General features: G+C 59.7%; 16 protein-coding genes. 5 read left to right on the forward strand and 11 right to left on the reverse strand.

Features of this window, described 5'->3' with window-relative positions:
* Positions 1-290: integrase core domain-containing protein (locus IC232_RS09635; RefSeq protein WP_190844714.1), on the forward strand; the 290-nt coding region annotated here is incomplete at its 5' end.
* A gap of 583 nt (positions 291-873) precedes the next feature.
* Here the strand turns inward: IC232_RS09635 and IC232_RS09640 are convergent.
* Positions 874-1,800, reverse strand: coding sequence for a hypothetical protein (locus tag IC232_RS09640; protein WP_190844715.1), 927 nt, complete (start codon positions 1,798-1,800; stop codon positions 874-876).
* Positions 1,797-3,020: a tyrosine-type recombinase/integrase gene (locus IC232_RS09645; RefSeq protein WP_210335308.1), complete on the reverse strand. Its 1,224-nt coding sequence runs from the start codon at positions 3,018-3,020 to the stop codon at positions 1,797-1,799. Before IC232_RS09645 ends, IC232_RS09640 begins: the two co-directional genes overlap by 4 nt.
* A gap of 366 nt (positions 3,021-3,386) precedes the next feature.
* Between IC232_RS09645 and rarD the strand changes: the two genes are divergently transcribed.
* Complete coding sequence (gene rarD / locus IC232_RS09650) at positions 3,387-4,295, forward strand: EamA family transporter RarD (RefSeq protein WP_190844716.1); 909 nt, start codon at positions 3,387-3,389, stop codon at positions 4,293-4,295.
* 129 nt (positions 4,296-4,424) lie between these two features.
* Here rarD and IC232_RS09655 read toward each other — a convergent pair whose 3' ends face one another.
* The 5 genes from IC232_RS09655 to IC232_RS09675 all read right to left on the reverse strand — a co-directional run bounded on the left by IC232_RS09655 (position 4,425) and on the right by IC232_RS09675 (position 9,123).
* Positions 4,425-6,011 carry a polysaccharide lyase family 7 protein gene (locus IC232_RS09655; RefSeq protein WP_190844717.1) on the reverse strand — a complete coding sequence of 529 codons (1,587 nt, stop codon included), beginning with the start codon at positions 6,009-6,011 and terminating at the stop codon, positions 4,425-4,427.
* 754 nt (positions 6,012-6,765) lie between these two features.
* On the reverse strand, positions 6,766-7,017 hold the full coding sequence (locus IC232_RS09660) for a hypothetical protein (protein ID WP_190844718.1): 252 nt from the start codon (positions 7,015-7,017) through the stop codon (positions 6,766-6,768).
* A 174-nt stretch (positions 7,018-7,191) separates the two neighbouring features.
* Positions 7,192-8,028, reverse strand: coding sequence for a phasin family protein (locus IC232_RS09665; protein WP_190844719.1), 837 nt, complete (start codon positions 8,026-8,028; stop codon positions 7,192-7,194).
* Positions 8,029-8,426: 398 nt separating this feature from the next.
* On the reverse strand, positions 8,427-8,735 hold the full coding sequence (locus tag IC232_RS09670) for a hypothetical protein (RefSeq protein WP_190844720.1): 309 nt from the start codon (positions 8,733-8,735) through the stop codon (positions 8,427-8,429).
* 214 nt (positions 8,736-8,949) lie between these two features.
* A complete protein-coding gene (locus IC232_RS09675; RefSeq protein WP_190844721.1) occupies positions 8,950-9,123 on the reverse strand; it encodes a hypothetical protein in 174 nt (57 codons plus the stop codon).
* A gap of 339 nt (positions 9,124-9,462) precedes the next feature.
* On the opposite strand from IC232_RS09675, the gene IC232_RS09680 reads away from it, so the two are divergent.
* Complete coding sequence (locus tag IC232_RS09680; RefSeq protein ID WP_190844722.1) at positions 9,463-9,684, forward strand: hypothetical protein; 222 nt, start codon at positions 9,463-9,465, stop codon at positions 9,682-9,684.
* 79 nt (positions 9,685-9,763) lie between these two features.
* Here the strand turns inward: IC232_RS09680 and IC232_RS09685 are convergent, their stop codons facing one another.
* The 4 genes from IC232_RS09685 to IC232_RS09700 all read right to left on the reverse strand — a co-directional run bounded on the left by IC232_RS09685 (position 9,764) and on the right by IC232_RS09700 (position 12,201).
* Positions 9,764-10,471 (reverse strand): outer membrane protein, encoded by a 708-nt coding sequence (locus IC232_RS09685; protein ID WP_190844723.1) that lies wholly within the window; start codon positions 10,469-10,471, stop codon positions 9,764-9,766.
* 314 nt (positions 10,472-10,785) lie between these two features.
* The gene (locus IC232_RS09690) at positions 10,786-11,220 is read right to left on the reverse strand and encodes an NUDIX hydrolase (protein ID WP_190844724.1); all 435 of its coding nucleotides are present in this window, start codon (positions 11,218-11,220) and stop codon (positions 10,786-10,788) included.
* Positions 11,221-11,282: 62 nt separating this feature from the next.
* Positions 11,283-11,786 carry a phasin family protein gene (locus tag IC232_RS09695; protein ID WP_190844725.1) on the reverse strand — a complete coding sequence of 168 codons (504 nt, stop codon included), beginning with the start codon at positions 11,784-11,786 and terminating at the stop codon, positions 11,283-11,285.
* 34 nt (positions 11,787-11,820) lie between these two features.
* A complete protein-coding gene (locus IC232_RS09700) occupies positions 11,821-12,201 on the reverse strand; it encodes a phasin (protein ID WP_203270206.1) in 381 nt (126 codons plus the stop codon).
* 199 nt (positions 12,202-12,400) lie between these two features.
* Here IC232_RS09700 and IC232_RS09705 point away from each other — a divergent pair, with 199 nt between their 5' ends.
* Together IC232_RS09705 and IC232_RS09710 are read left to right on the forward strand one after the other, a co-directional pair.
* Complete coding sequence (locus tag IC232_RS09705; RefSeq protein ID WP_190844726.1) at positions 12,401-15,085, forward strand: PAS domain-containing sensor histidine kinase; 2,685 nt, start codon at positions 12,401-12,403, stop codon at positions 15,083-15,085.
* The gene (locus tag IC232_RS09710; protein ID WP_210335309.1) at positions 15,085-15,543 is read left to right on the forward strand and encodes a GNAT family N-acetyltransferase; all 459 of its coding nucleotides are present in this window, start codon (positions 15,085-15,087) and stop codon (positions 15,541-15,543) included. Before IC232_RS09705 ends, IC232_RS09710 begins: the two co-directional genes overlap by 1 nt.
* Positions 15,544-15,590: the final 47 nt, after the last annotated feature.

The following is a 15,590-nucleotide window of genomic DNA, read 5'->3' on the forward strand; positions in this document are numbered from 1 at the left end:
GCAGCCAGTTCACCAGCCACAACTTCACCAGTGTGCTGCGCAAGAACGAGATCGCGATCAGCATGGATGGCAAGGGCGCCTGGCGCGACAACGTCTTTGTCGAGCGGCTCTGGCGCAGCATCAAATACGAGGAGGTGTATCTGAGGGCCTACGACAGCGTGTCCGAGGCCCGCATCTCGATTGGCCGCTATCTGACCTTTTACAATGGCCAGAGGCCTCATTCATCCCTTGACCGCAAGACACCCGATCAGGCTTATTTTAATCCGCTGCCGCAGCTCGCGGCGGCCTAACCCCGGCAGACGCACCACTTATCCAGCCGAAAACGCTGTTCAAACAAACCGAGCCACCTCAGAAGCTCTTGCCTACGCTGCCAGTCGAATAGGTCAGGCAAGCACGAGGGAGCTTTGCGCCGGGGGCGGCGCATGTTATTAGGCTTGAACATTGGAAAATCCTTGAGCCCCGCGCGGACCCCGTGACGGGGTTTTCTTTCAGCGACAGACTCACCTCTGGGTTATGGAATATGCCTAGGCTGCTGTACGCTCAGGACGTTGGGCAATCCAATCCACAAGGTCCCCAACTCGCCATCCAAGCTTGCGGGTGCTCAGCTTGAGAGGGGGAGGGACCTCGTTGGCACGATAGAGCCGCCGCCAATGGGAAATGCTGAACCTGCAAAAGGCAGCGGCTTCAGCAGTGTTTAAGACGCGATGTCTGGAAATATCCGATGGCAGGGCCGCGAGTTTGCTAGTCATTCTCTTCCTTTCGTCAAAACCACTCTGTTGCGGACTTCAACGAAGGCATTAATGGCTATAAGAGGCTTTAAGTGTCGCGGTGAATATTCTGGTGCATACGCACCGAATTATAGGTGCGCAGACACTAGCCTTCTGCACCACGTTCACGTTGGGCGGCCTTGAATGCTTGCGACGCCTCGCGGAGAGCTTGCGCCCCATAACGCTGTTCACGCCATTTTATCACGGTGACAGACTTAGCGCCTGGGAGTTCAGGCTTAAGTGCTACCTTTGGTGCCTTTGCCATCTCTTCTCGTGAGGCTGCCTGTCTCGCCTCAGAAATTGCCAGTTCAACCTCAACCGGTCCAAGTTCATCCCGCAGCCGCTTTTCCCATGATCTAATCGTCTCTTCACTGACGCCGTAAGCGTCGGCTACTTGCCTGATGGCGGCATATTTTTTTAAGCCCAGTCCAGTGCGGTAATAAACAAAGCCGATAGCTCGCAACTGGAGTTGCCGCTCCTTAAAACTGACTTTGCGGCCAGTCTTCTGGGGCGTGAAGAGTGGGTGAGAGTCACCATGCTGTAAAGCCTCAAGGGCTTCCTCTAGTGATGACCGGAGGAACTCTGGGATGCTCCCAGGATTGGGTTGAGTTAAGTTTAGCAGTATCAGCCGCAACGTCGCAGCATCGAGATTTACAGAGGCAGTGTCATACCCAACTCTAACGCTGGCACCCCTTCTCTCGTGCCTATGATCCTCTACGGCTGACAGCATCTCCAAATATCCTGGGATTTTCTTGGCTCTAGGCGTTCCAGGTCCCACAAATGTGCGGCCCTCAAGAGCTTTTCCTACCTCATGGTCTATCGCCCATCCAGCAACTGCGCGTACTAAGCGGCCTACGATTATAAGGGCTATTCGGGCTTTCGCCTCTTTACCGGCTGCTGATTGATCGCCTAGGCGGGGGTCAGTGCTCTCGCGGAGGCGTGTTAGAGTGTTGAGGAGAGCTTCTATTTCGTAATGATCGAATTCCTCATTGCCAGTGCGAAGCAAAACTTCATCATTTTCTTCATTCGTCACTGCTTCGCTCCGACTAATCGGACGATGTGCGCCGCCCACGCTTCCAAGGCTTCACGCTTCTCCCGGGCATAGGTTGCGCGATTATAGATGCCAGCAACGCCCGACTTGTGTCCTGATATATGGTTGAGTACCGCTTCAATAACGTGGGGTAGGACGCCAAGCCCAGCCATACTAGTTGCGACCGTCCGCCGAATATCGTGAAGACGCCATGGGCGGACGCTCTCTCCGGCGTTCCTTATACGTGCATCTAAAGCGGCCTTGGCCTTGCTCCAGCCCTGGAACCCGCCTTCACCTTCCCCAAAGATAAGAGAGCGGCCGTTGCGGCAAGATGCGTTCTCTAGAATTTCAAGCGCGATATCACTTAGGGGAACAGTATGGGAGAGGCCATTCTTGGTTCGGGCCTTTGGGATCGTCCATGACTTTGCCGTGAGATCAATCTCCGCTGAGTCCATAGAGCCCACTTCATCACGACGTTGGCCTGTAAGGATCAAGAGACGGACTATTCGCCCATAGTCATCATCCCGGCAGGCATTCCATATAGCCGCCAACTCTGGGGCACTGATAACGTGATCCCGTGAAATTTCCTCTGTTGCCTTGTTGGTGCCAGTCACGGGGTTGAGGTCCGCCAATCCCTCGCCCATAGCCCAAGAAAATAGGGCAGAGAGAGAGGCGCGGGCTCGGTTTGAAGCAAAGGGGCCGTTCTCTCTGGCTATCTCGGCAAGACGCCCGGCTACTGTCGCTCGATGGATTTTGTGGATGGGTAGATCCCTGAGAAGGGACCAATGACGTGTCAGGTGCCGTTCCACCTCCTCATAGCTCCGTGTCTTGAGGTTCGGTTGGGCGTACTCCTCCAGATACCGCTTGGCGACAGTTCCCAAGGTGATGGATGCCCGGGCGCGGTTCTCGACTTTCTCGGTTTGCGGGTCGCCGCCAAGATGTACCTTGGCTAGGATGTTGCGGGCTTCTTCCCTTGCCTTATCCGCGCTCAGGGTTCCAACCGAGCCGATGGTGACGCGGCGCTGCTGTTTGCCCACGCGATATTGGGCAATCCAGACCCGCTTGCCACCTGCCCTTATCCGGAGACCAAAGCCGGGCAGGGCGTCGTCGAAGAATATGGCTTCGCTCTTACCGGGCGGTAGCTCCAGCTTTGCGATATTTGGTTTGGTAAGGCGCACCCTTGACCCTTTGGGAAGCACATGGGAAGCAACTTCCCAATCCATCGTGATTGCTTCCGACTCTATTGAACTGAAGGTATCGCCTGAATTCAAGGTTTTGCAAGTGCTAATGATGCTTCCCAATCCCTTGTGAGCACGAGGAGCACAGGATTGTGGATCTGGGGGTCCCCCGTTCGAGCCGGGGCGGCTGTACCACTTCAAAATTTAACATTTTGGCCCTCGCAGGTTCGAGGCATTGCTCCCCAAAAATCCAGTCTGATGTGCCTTCCGAAGGCATAGCGGCTCATTGTTGCCTGCTCTTGAGCGGACCTGGCTCACTGGCCGCTATACCGTTTTTGGGATTTGGACTACGACCCTCAACGGGGACCGTCGCGGGTTGCTGCGTTCATACTCTCCAGCAGGTTGATGGCAATGGCACCGGAACATGAGACCTCCGACATAGGTCGGACGAGGATTGGCGTTCTCTATGCGCTCGCGGCGTTCTTCATGTGGGGCTTGGTGGTGCCGCTGCACTTCAAGCTCCTTTCGTCGATACCGCCGCTTCAGATCCTTGCTCACCGCATCGCGTGGGCGAGCCTGTTTGCGCTCGGGCTGATCTTTGCCTTCAGGCAGTGGAGAAAGCTCGTCGAGGCCGCTTCTTCCAGGCGGCACCTGCTCCTGCTCGGGGTTTCGGCAGGCTTGGTTGCGATCAACTGGCTGATCTACATCTGGGCCGTGAATTCCGGGCATTTGGTGCAGACAAGCCTCGGCTACTTCATCAACCCCCTTCTGAACGTCGTGCTGGGTGTGCTCTTCCTCCGGGAGCGGCTTCATCCTGCGCAAGTGGCAGCCTGTCTGCTCGCCGGGGTGGGCGTTCTCGTCCTCGGCCTGTCCTCAGGCGAGATGCCGTGGGTCGCGCTGGCCCTCGCATGCAGCTTCGGCTTCTACGGGTTGGTCAGAAAGATCGTGCCGGTGCCTCCGCTCGTCGGGTTCTGCATCGAGTCTCTTCTTCTCACGCCCCTGGCGCTGGGCTATCTGGCCGTGACTTTCTCCGATGGCAGCGCTGCGGCGTTCCAAGGACATGTCGGTCTCGATGTGCTTCTCGTGCTCACGGGGTTCAGCACGGCAGCGCCGCTGATCTGGTTCGCCGCTGGGGCGCAACGATTGAAGCTTTCCACCATCGGCCTCCTGCAGTACTTGGCGCCTTCCGGGCAGCTGGCTCTTGGCGTCTTTGTTTATGGGGAGGCCTTTGGCCGGGTGGATGCCATCGCCTTTGGCCTGATCTGGATAGCCTTGGCGATCTATACGACGAGCGCCTTGAGGTCGGCACCCGGTGGATAACTGGCGCGGACGGCTGCTCTTTTCAGTCTGGGTCGTCCGATCGGCCCGACGCAGGATGTTGTACGATGCGCAAAAAGAAGCGGCCCCGGTTGCCCGGGGCCGCGTCACAGCTGATAGGGAGTGCTGCCTTTAGATGACGAGGAAATCCGCCGCCGTGAGCTTGGCGAGATTCTCGATCTGGGCAAACTTGATGGATGCCACCGAGCCCGAGCCGTCCGCATCGTAAGACAGGGCACCGGTGTTGGTGTCGTAGACGATGCGATCGTCGGAATCCAATGCCTTGGTGCCAACCACGAAGCTGCTGGCCGCCAGGTTGCCCCACTTGAGCTTGGTGAAGGCCGAGTCGTTGAGGCGGATCGTGTCGTCGGCCACATTGAAATCGACGATCACGTCCACGTTATTGCTGCTCGGCGTGGTATCGAAGGTAAACGTGTCCTTGCCCGTGCCGCCGATCAGCACATCGCTGCCGTTCTTGGCCCAGATCTTGTCGTCGCCGCCTTTGCCGTCGATCAGATCGTTGCCGGACGTGCCCGTCAGGCTGTTCGCGCTGCTCGTGCCGAGCATCGTCTTCGTCGTGACAGGCCGCGAGGTGGCGGGCGTCGTCGGGGTGGTGGGTGTGCTCGTCTCCGCTACATCGGCAACGGCGAGAGTGACGGTGCCGGTATCGGTGTCGCCATCCGCGTCCTTGGCGGTGTAGCTGAAGCTGTCCGAGCCGAAGAAGTCGGCCTTCGGGGTGTAGACGAAGGAGCCATCGGCGCCGATCGTCACGCTGCCGCCCTGAGCGGTGGCGAACGTGCCGGCAACGGCTACCTTGCCGCCGTCGGCGGCGGTGTCGTTGACCAGAACGCCCTGGGATGCGCTGACGGTCAAAGCCTTATCTTCCACTGCCGCGTAGCGATCGTCCGATGCCGTGACCGCATCATCCTTCAGGTCGGGAGTAGGCGTCGGCGTCGGCGTCGGAGTGGGCGTCGGCTGCGTCGGCGTGGTCACCGTGCCGTTGTGGTTGAAGTTCAGAGCGTAGAAGGAGGTCTGGCCGTAGCCCGTGCCATTGGTCTCGTTCGCACCGAGATAGGCGCCAGCCTTGAAGTAGAAGGTATCCGACTGCCACGCGCTGTTGATGGTGCTGACCGACTTGTAGACCTGTCCATCGGCAAAGATCGTCACCTCGAGCGTGCTGCCCTTGGCATTGATCGTGTAGGAGAAGCGCTCGTCCAGCGACACGCTCGGCTGCTGGCCGGACGCATTCACGAAGTAGAACTTCGTCTCGCTGTTGCTGGAGCCGGCGTGATCGTTAGCGAAGTAGAGCTTGCCGTTTTCCCAGTAGAGCCGGACCAGCTCGTCGTCCTGGCCGTGGATCTGGCCGACGATGATGCGGCCGCCCATGCCCTCGCGGATGGGAGCGGCATCAACCTCGAGCGTGGCGCTCATGAAGCCGCCGGTGTTGAGGTTCCATGCGGCCTTCGCTGTGCCGTTCATCTCGCGCAGCTCGGAACGGGCATAGGAGGAGCCGCTGGTGGTGGCGCCGTCGACTGCCGCCACGAAGGTCATGGCGCCGTCGGCACCCGTGTAGAAGTACTTGGAGTTCTGGTAGGTGGAAAGGTTCTGCACTTCCACGGCAGTGCCGCTGATGCCGCCATTGGCATCCACAGGAAGGGTGATCTTCCAATTGGACAAGTCAAAGTTGCCGCCGGGAGCGACCGAAGGATTCAAAGTCATATTATCTGCCCCAAAATTAAGCGAGCCTCTTTTCGAGGCTTCTGAATAATAGTTTATGCAGTTCTATGAAGAACTTGCTGCGATTACGCAGAGATAAAACACTAGGCAACTATTGATCGAGGTGAGCACTTCTTGTGGTGCTCATAATACTGCGGATTTCAGAAATCGTCTCTGTTCGTCCGTTGGAACCGTTTTGATGGTCGAATAAGGCAACATCGTGGCAAGGGTTGCGTTTTTATTCTGTGCCTTCCCAAGCGTAACAGTATCGGGAGCGTGCTCCGGTGACGTTTCAGAAGGCATAAGATTCCAGGATGCCTGGATGGTCCTGTATTTTCCTGACGGAGCAGCCCTATTCAACTCACCCTGTCCATAGCCGTGCAAAGAAAGAGCGCCTTCTCACATGGCGCTCAAGGAGGGCCGCTGTTGCGACCGGGAGGGAGGACCGTGCCAATCAGGCACTCATGAAGGCTGCGCCTGAAAGGTAAATGGTTGATTACGTACCGGAAGATATGGCGCCGAATTCTTGGATATGTCTGCCGAAGGATCTCGCTCAGGTTTGTGCTGTCGTTTGGTAAGGCTGATCGTTGCCGCTTCAGTGCAGTACGAGCAGCCAACTCACCAGAGCCAGAGGAGCGATGATGCCAAGGACGAATGAAACAGCACCGTGAGCCATGAGAACCTCCTGCTAATTCCCAAAGGTAAGCCAAGGCTCATCAGGCGGCGGTGCGCTGCAGCACGTCCAGGAGCTGTAATGTCAGCGCTCGGGTTTCGTATCGGCGGGCAAGTCCGCTGAAGTCGACGGAACGTCTGTTTGGGCCGGCACGATCGGGGCATCGGTGTGCGCCTTGCGCTTCCGGCCGAGCCACTTGTACAGCATCCAGCCCAGTCCCGAGCTGATGGCGGCGATCACGACCAGACCGGAACTCGGATAGTCCCGGAAATTGACGCGGCTTGCGATGTCAAGCTCGTCCATTTCCTCGTTACTCTGCTGGTCGGTTTCAGGCATGAATGCGCCTCGTCAGTGATGCTTCACATATAGGCCGCGCAAGTTGGCTGTCCATTGATGGTAGGCTGCCAATGCCGTACGAAACAGCTCAATGATTGGCATTGAAACAGGCAGAACGGCACCGGACCATATGGTCCGGTGCCGTTTCTCGCTTGGTCGGTACCCTATCTTGGCTTAGGCGAGGGTTCGTTCAGCGGGATTCGGGAGAGACGCCACCGAAGAGGTCCCCCTTCCCGCATTGCCGTACCATGCTGTTTTTTCTGCGAGCTGCGCGGCCAGACCGGCCAGACGGAAGCTGTTCTGGAGTGTCAGCTCAAGATTGTCCTGCATAAGCGAGACCTGGGTCCTGGTGAGGTCCTGAAGCGACCGGCACTGGGCGAGCTTGGTCCATCCATCGAGGTTCGTGTGGAGCCGCTTCTGGCTCATACGCAGGCACTCCTGCGAGAGATCCTGGACGCTGGTGGCGACCGCATGGGCGCTGTCTGTTCCCATACGAACAACATCGTCCACGCCATCGAGGCTGCCACGGATTGCAGGGCTCATGCCGGCGGAATTGCGTCCTTCGACTTGCTTCGCGTCGCTGAGGTTCGCCAGTTCGTCCTCGACCTGCTCTGCGACCGCTTGAGCCTCCTCGTCGCTGAGCACTTCCAGAACGGCCGGGAGAAGCTGTTTCCTGTCATCTCGGATGTGCCGCTGGAACGCCTTGCGGAGCTCGGCGACCTTGCCGAGGAATTCGCCGCTGCTCTTTTGCATGCGTTCGAGCTCACCCAGCAGCGAGGCGGTCTCCGCGTTATCGCTGATGGAAGCGCTGAGCAGTTCCTCCATCCCGTGCCTCTGCAGGATAGGGAAGAGATGCTGCTCCTGCAGGCTGGCGAGAAGCTCCAGTTCGTCCTTCAAATCCGCGAAGAGGCGCTCACGTGTTTTCGTCGCGGTGTCCGAGGTCGCCAAGATCTTTTCAAAAAGGTCGTTGGCCTTATCAGGCGGCGTCTGGCTGAAATGTTTCGCTGGCATTGTCGTGCCTCATAATCGTGGGAGGGAAATGGATAAACTCAAACGCTCTTGGCTTACGCGTTAATGCTTGAATCATCGAGCATCACGCCAAGTTCCCGGCTCTCTATGGAAGACCCCGCAACTCTTTCGCCACGGTCTTACCTCAACAGCAAACCATGACCTGAATACGACAGGTCTCATGATAGACAGAGGAAGACTGCGCGATGCAGAGGTTCGTTGTGCTGGCCACCAACTTTGGCTGCACCGCATGTTCGCTGTATTCAAGGAAGGTATCAGGTCCCGCACGATGCTTGGGGACCAAAGGGGGTTTGTGCTCTTGAGAACTGGGGTCCGTTCGAAATGGCGCAGAAGAGCATGCTCTAGTGCGCCATCTTGTGAGCGAGTCGTGGCAGCTGTGATCAGCGCGCTGCCGTCATGCCGGCGGCTTCCGGAACAGGACTCTTGGTGAGTGTAATTTTGCTGGCGCTGCGGTCGCACGAGACGGTGACGAAGCCGTCCGAGGCCTGGATGCGGGCTGTCACAACATCGCTCGTATTGACGAGCTTGACAGGCTCCTCGTCCATCTCCTGCGCCGCTTCGCTGATGATGGAGAGGCATTCGCCGAAGGGCATGGATGCAATGCGGGTGTCGGCGGATTGGGCCTGAGCGCCACCGATTGCTGCCGTGCTAAAGGCGCCGGCCAAGATTACCATCAGAAAGGAGCGCATCAACCTATTCTCCAACGCCCGGAAGATCATCACATCCGAGCTTTGCCCGCTGTGCTCTATCGCACAGGGAAGCAACGTGCCGCAGCATGAGGCCGTTCCTCGCCGCTGATGTCGCAGGGGGTGTCCGCCGGTTCTGATGGATCCTACCGGGCCGCCGTTAGCAGAGGCTGAATCCTGGCGCTTAAAGGCTGATTGTCATGTTCTTGGCGAAGCTTTAGCCGCTCGATTCCTTCTGGTTTCCAAGGATCTGGCGTCCGCGCCGCTCTGCCTGCTCCAGGGCCTCGGCCAGAAGACGCCGACCCTGCAGCAGGGTTTGCTCGTCAGGGGCGGTGAGGCTCAAGGCCGAGAGAATTTTGTCCGCTTCTGTTTCATGGCGAGTGTCTGGCATGGGTCATTCTCTTTACAAGCTCTGCCGGTGGAGCTGCCGAACTTCACCTCAGGTTCCGGTCAGACAAGCGCTGCGGCCTCAAAAGCGCCCAGCTTGGTGCTTAGGCCGCATGGAATGCACTCGTTGAGACTTGCCAGCCCCCAGGAATTGTAAGAAACTTACATCCATCAAGCAGAGTTCTCAGGATTGTCGATGCACGAGCCCTTTTAGGGATCGTGACCAGTATTGTTTTGCGTATGGCTCACCTGCCGGGCCTGTTCGTGGCAGACCTCACCGATTGACGTTCATTCTCTTGCGCGTTCAGACATGATTCATCGCAATATTGGCAGTCATGGTTCCATGACAGGCGACGCCCCGGATCCCTTGAAGGATGCTCTTGATCTCCAGATTCGGGTGAGGTCTCTGAAAGCATTGCTTGAGCTGCAGCGCTGGCAGATCGAAGTGCTCAATGACAGGCTCTACTCATCGGATCCGGGTGGGACCGCCGCCAGGCGGCTGCTTGCCCTCAAGCGAAGCGAGACCGAGCCTCTCCAAGCGCCTCAGGCCGTCAACGACCCCTGATGCAGGTGCCGACCAGCGGCAAAACGAAAAGGCCCGGTGACAGCACCGGGCCTTCGTATTTGGGGGAAGGTTTAGGCGATCAGTTGAACTTGTAGTTCACGCCTGCACGCAGCACGCCGAACTCCGCATCGCGCTCGACATTGACGCGGCCGCCGCGATCGAAATTGTCCTTCGTGTCGATATCCACGTAGAGGCCTTCGACCTTGGCGGTGAAGTTGTTGGTGATCGCGTATTCGACGCCGCCGCCGATGGTCCAGCCCCAATTGATCTCGTCGCCGGAATGATGTCCGAGGACCGGATCGACGCCCCTGTTGCCGCCCACATCGCCATAGGCGAAGCCTGCTGTGCCGTAGACGAGGGCGCGGTCAAGGGCCACGCCGGCGCGGGCCCGGATGGTGCCGAAGAAGCCATCCGAGTCACCCGGATAGTAGGTCGTGCCGTAGGACGCGCCCTTGTTGCCGACAGCGGCATATTGGAGATCCGTCTCCACGCCGCCTACGAACATGCCGAACTGATAATTGTAGCCGCCTTGTGCGCCACCTACGAAGCCGCCGTGCCGGCGGCCGGGAATGCTGCCGAAGGTCGGGTCGTAGAAGCGGCTGTCGCCCATGTTCCAGCCATAGCCTGCATTCAGGCCCGCATAGAAGCCGGTCCAGGTGAAGACCGGGATCGCATTGTAGGAAGCGGCGGGAGAGTAGCGGGACGGAAGATCCGCCGCCTGAGCGTTCGAAACCGCAAGGCCGAGAGCCGCTGTGGCAGCGAGCAGTCCAAGAGCAGATTTACGCATGATTGTATTCCGTACTTGTGAGCTAGAAATCGCTAGGCATGAATTGCCTGTCCGTGAGGTCATAGAAGAATATGAGAGAATGTTGCAATATGTTTGGGTGTAACTGTTTGCAGCATGATTGATGATTTATGAATGTTTACTCTTCATCAACCATGATGCGGCTGGGCGGGTTGAGATCATCCGGCGATTATGTGCAAATCTGCCGGTGACGTTAGGCCTTCCAGCCTCAAGTTAAGAGACAACAACTTGGCCTCATCCTCACAAGGTGAGGCCTTTTTCTTACCGCGAAGGGTTGTTGGTTCGACTGGCGCAAATCACTCAAGGTGGTTCGACGCGAGGGCCTGAGCACGCCGGGCAATCGTGTCCACATCGACGCTCATGGCAAGCTTGCCGTGCTTTAGGTCTGTCATCGGAAACCAGCCGGCCTCGAGCGCATCGTCACCCGCGACAGGATCTCCGGAGATCCAGCGGCAGCGGACGGCGATCAGGATGTAATGCTGCTGAGTCGCGCCGGACGGATCCGGCACGAGGATGTCGAGCGTGGTGATGACGTCCTGCGCTTCCGCATGGACGCCAGTCTCCTCCAGCAACTCCCGGATGGCTGCCGCCCGGACCGTCTCGCCGAATTCGATCTTCCCACCTGGGAAGCCCCATAAGCCGGCATCGGGCGGATTGGCCCGGCGGACCAGCAGGGTCCGATCCTCATGGATGACGACGGCGATAACGGCTGGAATCGGTGATGAAGACATGAAAAAAGGCTCGGCCGATGTGGCCGAGCCTTAGCGTATCATGATGCGGACGGATAGCGGGCTTAACGCCCCGGCCGCTGGAAGGCCGAGTGCAGGGGCTCCAGGCTCTTGGTGAACCAGAGCGCCGTTGACTCTGCGATATCCTTCCACTGGGCGGAGGCCGCCTCGTAGACCTGGCGTGTCGCCTGGCTCTGCGCCTTGAGGGCCTCGGGGAGGGGAGCGGGGTTGATCGCCGAACGCCAGAGGTCGAGAGCCGCGCTGCTCTGGCTGGTCAGGGCGTCGATGATCTTGCCGTTGACCTCCAGGGCACCTTTGGCGGATGCGGTGACCGCCTCGCCGACGGCTTGGCGGAACGCATCGCCCTGCTTCTTCGCCGAGGAGAAGAGAGCCTCAGGTGCAACGGGCTTTACCTCGGGCGCCTTCGGCTGCGTCGCAGGCTTTGCAACTGTGACCGCCTCCAGGGCCGTGACGGCGGGAGCGGCCGCCAGCTCGATGAGATCGGCTTTCAGCTCAGGGCTGGCGGCCTTCGTCGCTCTCTTGGCTCGGGGCTTCTTCGCTTCCGCCATCGTGAGGTCCTCGCGGGGCTGTTGGAGGGTTGTCTTACTTCTTGGAGCCCGGCTGCTTCATGGCCGACTGAGCCATGGAGCCGAATTCCTTCATCTGAGTCTGCATCGCCTCGAACTGGCTGCGCACGAACTCGGCCTGGATCTGCATGGCCTCCTGCATGTCCTTGGCGCGAACCATCCTCTGGGCGAGGTCGAAGGCTGCGTTCAGGTTCTGCTCGGTGTACGTGAAGGTCTTGCGAGCGGCATCGCGGGCGCTGGTTTGGACCGTAGCGGCCGAGCCTTCGAAGGTATCGGCCGTCTTCTGAGCCGCGCTCATGAAGCCGTCGATCGCCTTGCGGGCCTGCTCGACGCTCTTCTCGGCGAAATCGCGCATCTCCGGGGGAATCTCGTAACCTTGGGGCTGGTTCGCTGCCATGACATGCTCCTTGTTGTAAGGCATTTGTGCAGTGCAATATCACATTGTGCGCTGCAAAATCAACTGCTTTGTGCCTCGCGTTATTAAGGTTACCTCAAAGTAAACGGATTCAAGGGTTCCGCCTTGCATGCTTGACTGCAGATATTAGTCTAAAGCTCAGCCAGAAGAATTCCTCTGACAACCTTTGCAAGGACCGTTGATGACGGGTGGTCCCGACCCCTTTGAACATCTGATGGCGCGGCTTGCCGCAGAGCCGGCTCTTGGCCTGCTCGCCGAGCCGGGCGCGATCGTGTTCATCTGGGACCGAGCAGGGGAGAGGCTGCTCTGGACATTCCCAGACACTGAGAGATTGAGGGGTGCCTTCACCGAGGGCTTCGAGCGGGTAACACGCGATCTGCGCACCCGGGAGCGCATCAAGGCTCTCGCCGGCGGCCTTGCTCCCAGTGAGAACGTCCGGGTGGAGCGTCTGAGGCTCGACCCGGCTCGCCCTTGGCTTCCGGTTGCCTGTGCCTGCCGCTTGGCAGCCTTGGAGAACGGCGAAGCCGTGCTGGTGACGGCATTCACAGGATCGACAAGCAGGGTCGCGCGCTCCCGTGCTCTTCAAGCTGCCGACGGGAATTCACGACCTCAGCAGCAGATCTCTGAAATCCTGGGTGATCCGGCTCCTGGAGCAGGCCAGACCCGCGGCACGATCCGCTTCGTCTGGCAGGCGGATGCGCAGACCCGCTTCACCGAAGTCTCGCCGGAGCTCGCCCAAACTGTTGGACCTGTTGCGGCTGATATCATCGGGCGGACCTGGGATGAGGTGTGCCGTTCGGTCGTTGAGGATTCGGACGGTGCCGTTGCAGACCTGTTTGCCCGTCGCGATACTTGGAGCGGACGAACCGTCTTCTGGAATATCGATAACGCTCCTTTGCAGGTGCCTGTGGATTGGGCTGGCATGCCCGTGTTCAGTTCGGATCGGGCGCTGATCGGGTTCCGGGGCTTCGGTCTGTTGCGCATGGATGCCGCGCGCGAGCGGGAAGCCATCGAGAAGCCGGTGGAGGATGAGGGAAGCAATCGGGCCGATCTGATCGCCCAAAGCCTCGTCCCGGACGACACCTTCCCGTTCCGTCCCCCGGAGGAGATGCCCTCGCAGGAGCCGGAAAACGATGCGTCCGACGAGGAAAACTGGTTCACCAATCTTCGGGAGCAGGTCGCGGAAGCTCTCTCCAGCACCGCGGCTCCGGAACCAGCGCCCCAGCGCAAGCTCGTCGACAGGCCACCTCCGGGATCGACCCTTTCCGACGCCGAGCGAAATGCCTTTCGCGAAATTGCGCGGGCGCTGGGCGCCCGGTTGGAGGACGCTTCATCTCAGGAGAAGGTCGCGGATCAGCCTGACGAGACCGCACCGGCCACCGAGAGAGATGCTCCCTCCGGGCCGGCTGACGCTCCAGCCAGCGGGGATCCCATCCTCGACCGGTTGCCGATCGGCATCCTGATCCATCGTGGGGAGCGCATCCTCTTCGCCAACCGCTTCCTGCTCGATCTCACCGGCTATGAGACGATCGAGCAGATCCGAGCCGATGGCGGTCTCGTGCACCTGTTCCGCGGATCGCCTGCTCTCGGAAATTCGGACGAGGAGGATACGGCCCTTGCCCTGACCGCCCGCAGTGATGAGAACATCGCCGTTAAGGTACGCGCCTCGTCGGCTGAGTGGGAGGGCAGGGAGGCGGATCTTCTGGTGATCCGCAGGGCCTCCAATGCGAATGCTCAGCCCCCGGCGGCGGACAGCCGCGTCCACGAGCTGGAAGCGATCCTCGACACGGCAACCGACGGCGTGATCGTGCTCGACGAGACGGGGCGCATCCTGTCCCTCAATCGCTCGGCCGAGGCGCTCTTCGGCTATGACGAGCGGGCTGTCGCGGGCGATGCCATCACGGTGCTGCTGGCGCCCGAGAGCCACATCGTTGCCCTGGATTACCTTGAGCGCCTGCGCTCGCCGGGTGTCGGCAGTTTGCTCAACGACGGGCGCGAGGTGCTCGGTCGGGAACGCCAGGGCGGGTCCATCCCGCTCTTCATGACCATGGGCCGCCTTGGCGACGGTCCGGAGCGCCGGTTCTGCGCTGTGTTGCGCGACATCACGGCCTTCAAGAAGACCGAAGGCGAGCTGATCGGCGCCAAGCATGCCGCCGAGGAGGCAAGCGCCCAGAAATCCGATCTTCTGGCCAAGATCAGCCATGAGATCCGCACGCCTTTGAATGCCATCCTCGGGTTTGCCGAAGTCATGCTCGAAGAGCGCTTCGGCCCGATCGGCAACGACCGCTACAAGGAATACCTCAAGGACGTCCACGCCTCCGGCTCCCATGTGATCAGCCTCGTGAACGATCTCCTGGATCTTGCGAAGATCGAAGCAGGCCGCCTGGAACTCTCCTTTACGGGTGTAGGCCTGAACGATCTGGTCTCCAGCTGCGTCGCCCTGCTTCAGCCGCAGGCCGCGCGCGACCGCATCGTCATGCGCATGAGCTTCGCGCCCAAGCTGCCGCCGGTGGTGGCCGATGAGCGCTCCATGCGTCAGATCGTGCTCAATCTCGTGTCGAACGCCATCAAGTTTACCGATGCGGGCGGACAGGTGATCGTCTCCACGGCCATGACGGACCGGGGCGAAGTGGCCTTCCGGGTGCGCGACACCGGCATCGGCATGACACCCGAGGAGGTCGAGGCCGCGCTCGAACCCTTCCGCCAGCTTGCGACCTCGCGCAAGCGCGGCGGCACGGGGCTGGGCCTGCCTCTCACCAAGGCACTGGTCGAGGCGAACAAAGGCGCGCTGCAGATCTCCAGCCAACCGAGCGAGGGAACGCTGGTCGAGGTGATTTTCCCGCCCACAAGAGTTTGGGCGGAATAGTGCGCAGCTTCGGTCTTCGCCACGCTGCCCGCGCCGACATGGAGGCGGTTGCCCGGTTGCACCGCCACGTGCGCAAAACCTGCCTCCCGTACCTGCCTGAGCTTCACACGCCGCAGCAGGATCTGGCGTTCTTCGAGGATCACGTCTTCCCATCCTCCACGATCTGGCTTGCCGAGGATGAGGGGCGGCTGATCGGATTTGCCGTCTCGAAGCAGGACTGGCTCGATCACCTCTATGTCGACCCGATATGGCATGGCCGGGGAGTGGGATTGGCTCTTCTGACGGCTGTTCGGGAGGATGCGGAGGAGCTGAATCTTTGGACCTTCCAGGCGAATGGGCAGGCGCGCCGGTTCTACGAAAAACATGGTTTCAGGCTTGTCGACCTGACCGACGGCTCCGGGAACGAGGAACGCACCCCGGATGCCCATTATCGATGGACACGCCAGCAAGCCGGGTAGGGCGGTGACTATCACGTTCATGCGGCTGACACCTGCTCGTGATCCTG

It is taken from the genome of Microvirga sp. (genome assembly GCF_014699075.1).
GTDB lineage: Bacteria > Pseudomonadota > Alphaproteobacteria > Rhizobiales > Beijerinckiaceae > Microvirga.

Excerpts from the sequence above, each read along its gene's own strand:
- IC232_RS09700 (WP_203270206.1), bottom strand. The coding sequence starts at position 12,201 with ATGGCAGCGAACCAGCCCCAAGGTTACGAGATTCCCCCGGAGATGCGC.
- IC232_RS09690 (WP_190844724.1), bottom strand. The coding sequence starts at position 11,220 with ATGTCTTCATCACCGATTCCAGCCGTTATCGCCGTCGTCATCCATGAG.
- IC232_RS09670 (WP_190844720.1), bottom strand. The coding sequence starts at position 8,735 with ATGCGCTCCTTTCTGATGGTAATCTTGGCCGGCGCCTTTAGCACGGCA.
- IC232_RS09645 (WP_210335308.1), bottom strand. The coding sequence starts at position 3,020 with ATGGATTGGGAAGTTGCTTCCCATGTGCTTCCCAAAGGGTCAAGGGTG.
- IC232_RS09680 (WP_190844722.1), top strand. The coding sequence starts at position 9,463 with ATGACAGGCGACGCCCCGGATCCCTTGAAGGATGCTCTTGATCTCCAG.
- IC232_RS09655 (WP_190844717.1), bottom strand. The coding sequence starts at position 6,011 with ATGACTTTGAATCCTTCGGTCGCTCCCGGCGGCAACTTTGACTTGTCC.
- IC232_RS09665 (WP_190844719.1), bottom strand. The coding sequence starts at position 8,028 with ATGCCAGCGAAACATTTCAGCCAGACGCCGCCTGATAAGGCCAACGAC.
- IC232_RS09675 (WP_190844721.1), bottom strand. The coding sequence starts at position 9,123 with ATGCCAGACACTCGCCATGAAACAGAAGCGGACAAAATTCTCTCGGCC.
- IC232_RS09705 (WP_190844726.1), top strand. The coding sequence starts at position 12,401 with ATGACGGGTGGTCCCGACCCCTTTGAACATCTGATGGCGCGGCTTGCC.
- IC232_RS09685 (WP_190844723.1), bottom strand. The coding sequence starts at position 10,471 with ATGCGTAAATCTGCTCTTGGACTGCTCGCTGCCACAGCGGCTCTCGGC.
- IC232_RS09695 (WP_190844725.1), bottom strand. The coding sequence starts at position 11,786 with ATGGCGGAAGCGAAGAAGCCCCGAGCCAAGAGAGCGACGAAGGCCGCC.
- rarD (WP_190844716.1), top strand. The coding sequence starts at position 3,387 with ATGGCACCGGAACATGAGACCTCCGACATAGGTCGGACGAGGATTGGC.
- IC232_RS09660 (WP_190844718.1), bottom strand. The coding sequence starts at position 7,017 with ATGCCTGAAACCGACCAGCAGAGTAACGAGGAAATGGACGAGCTTGAC.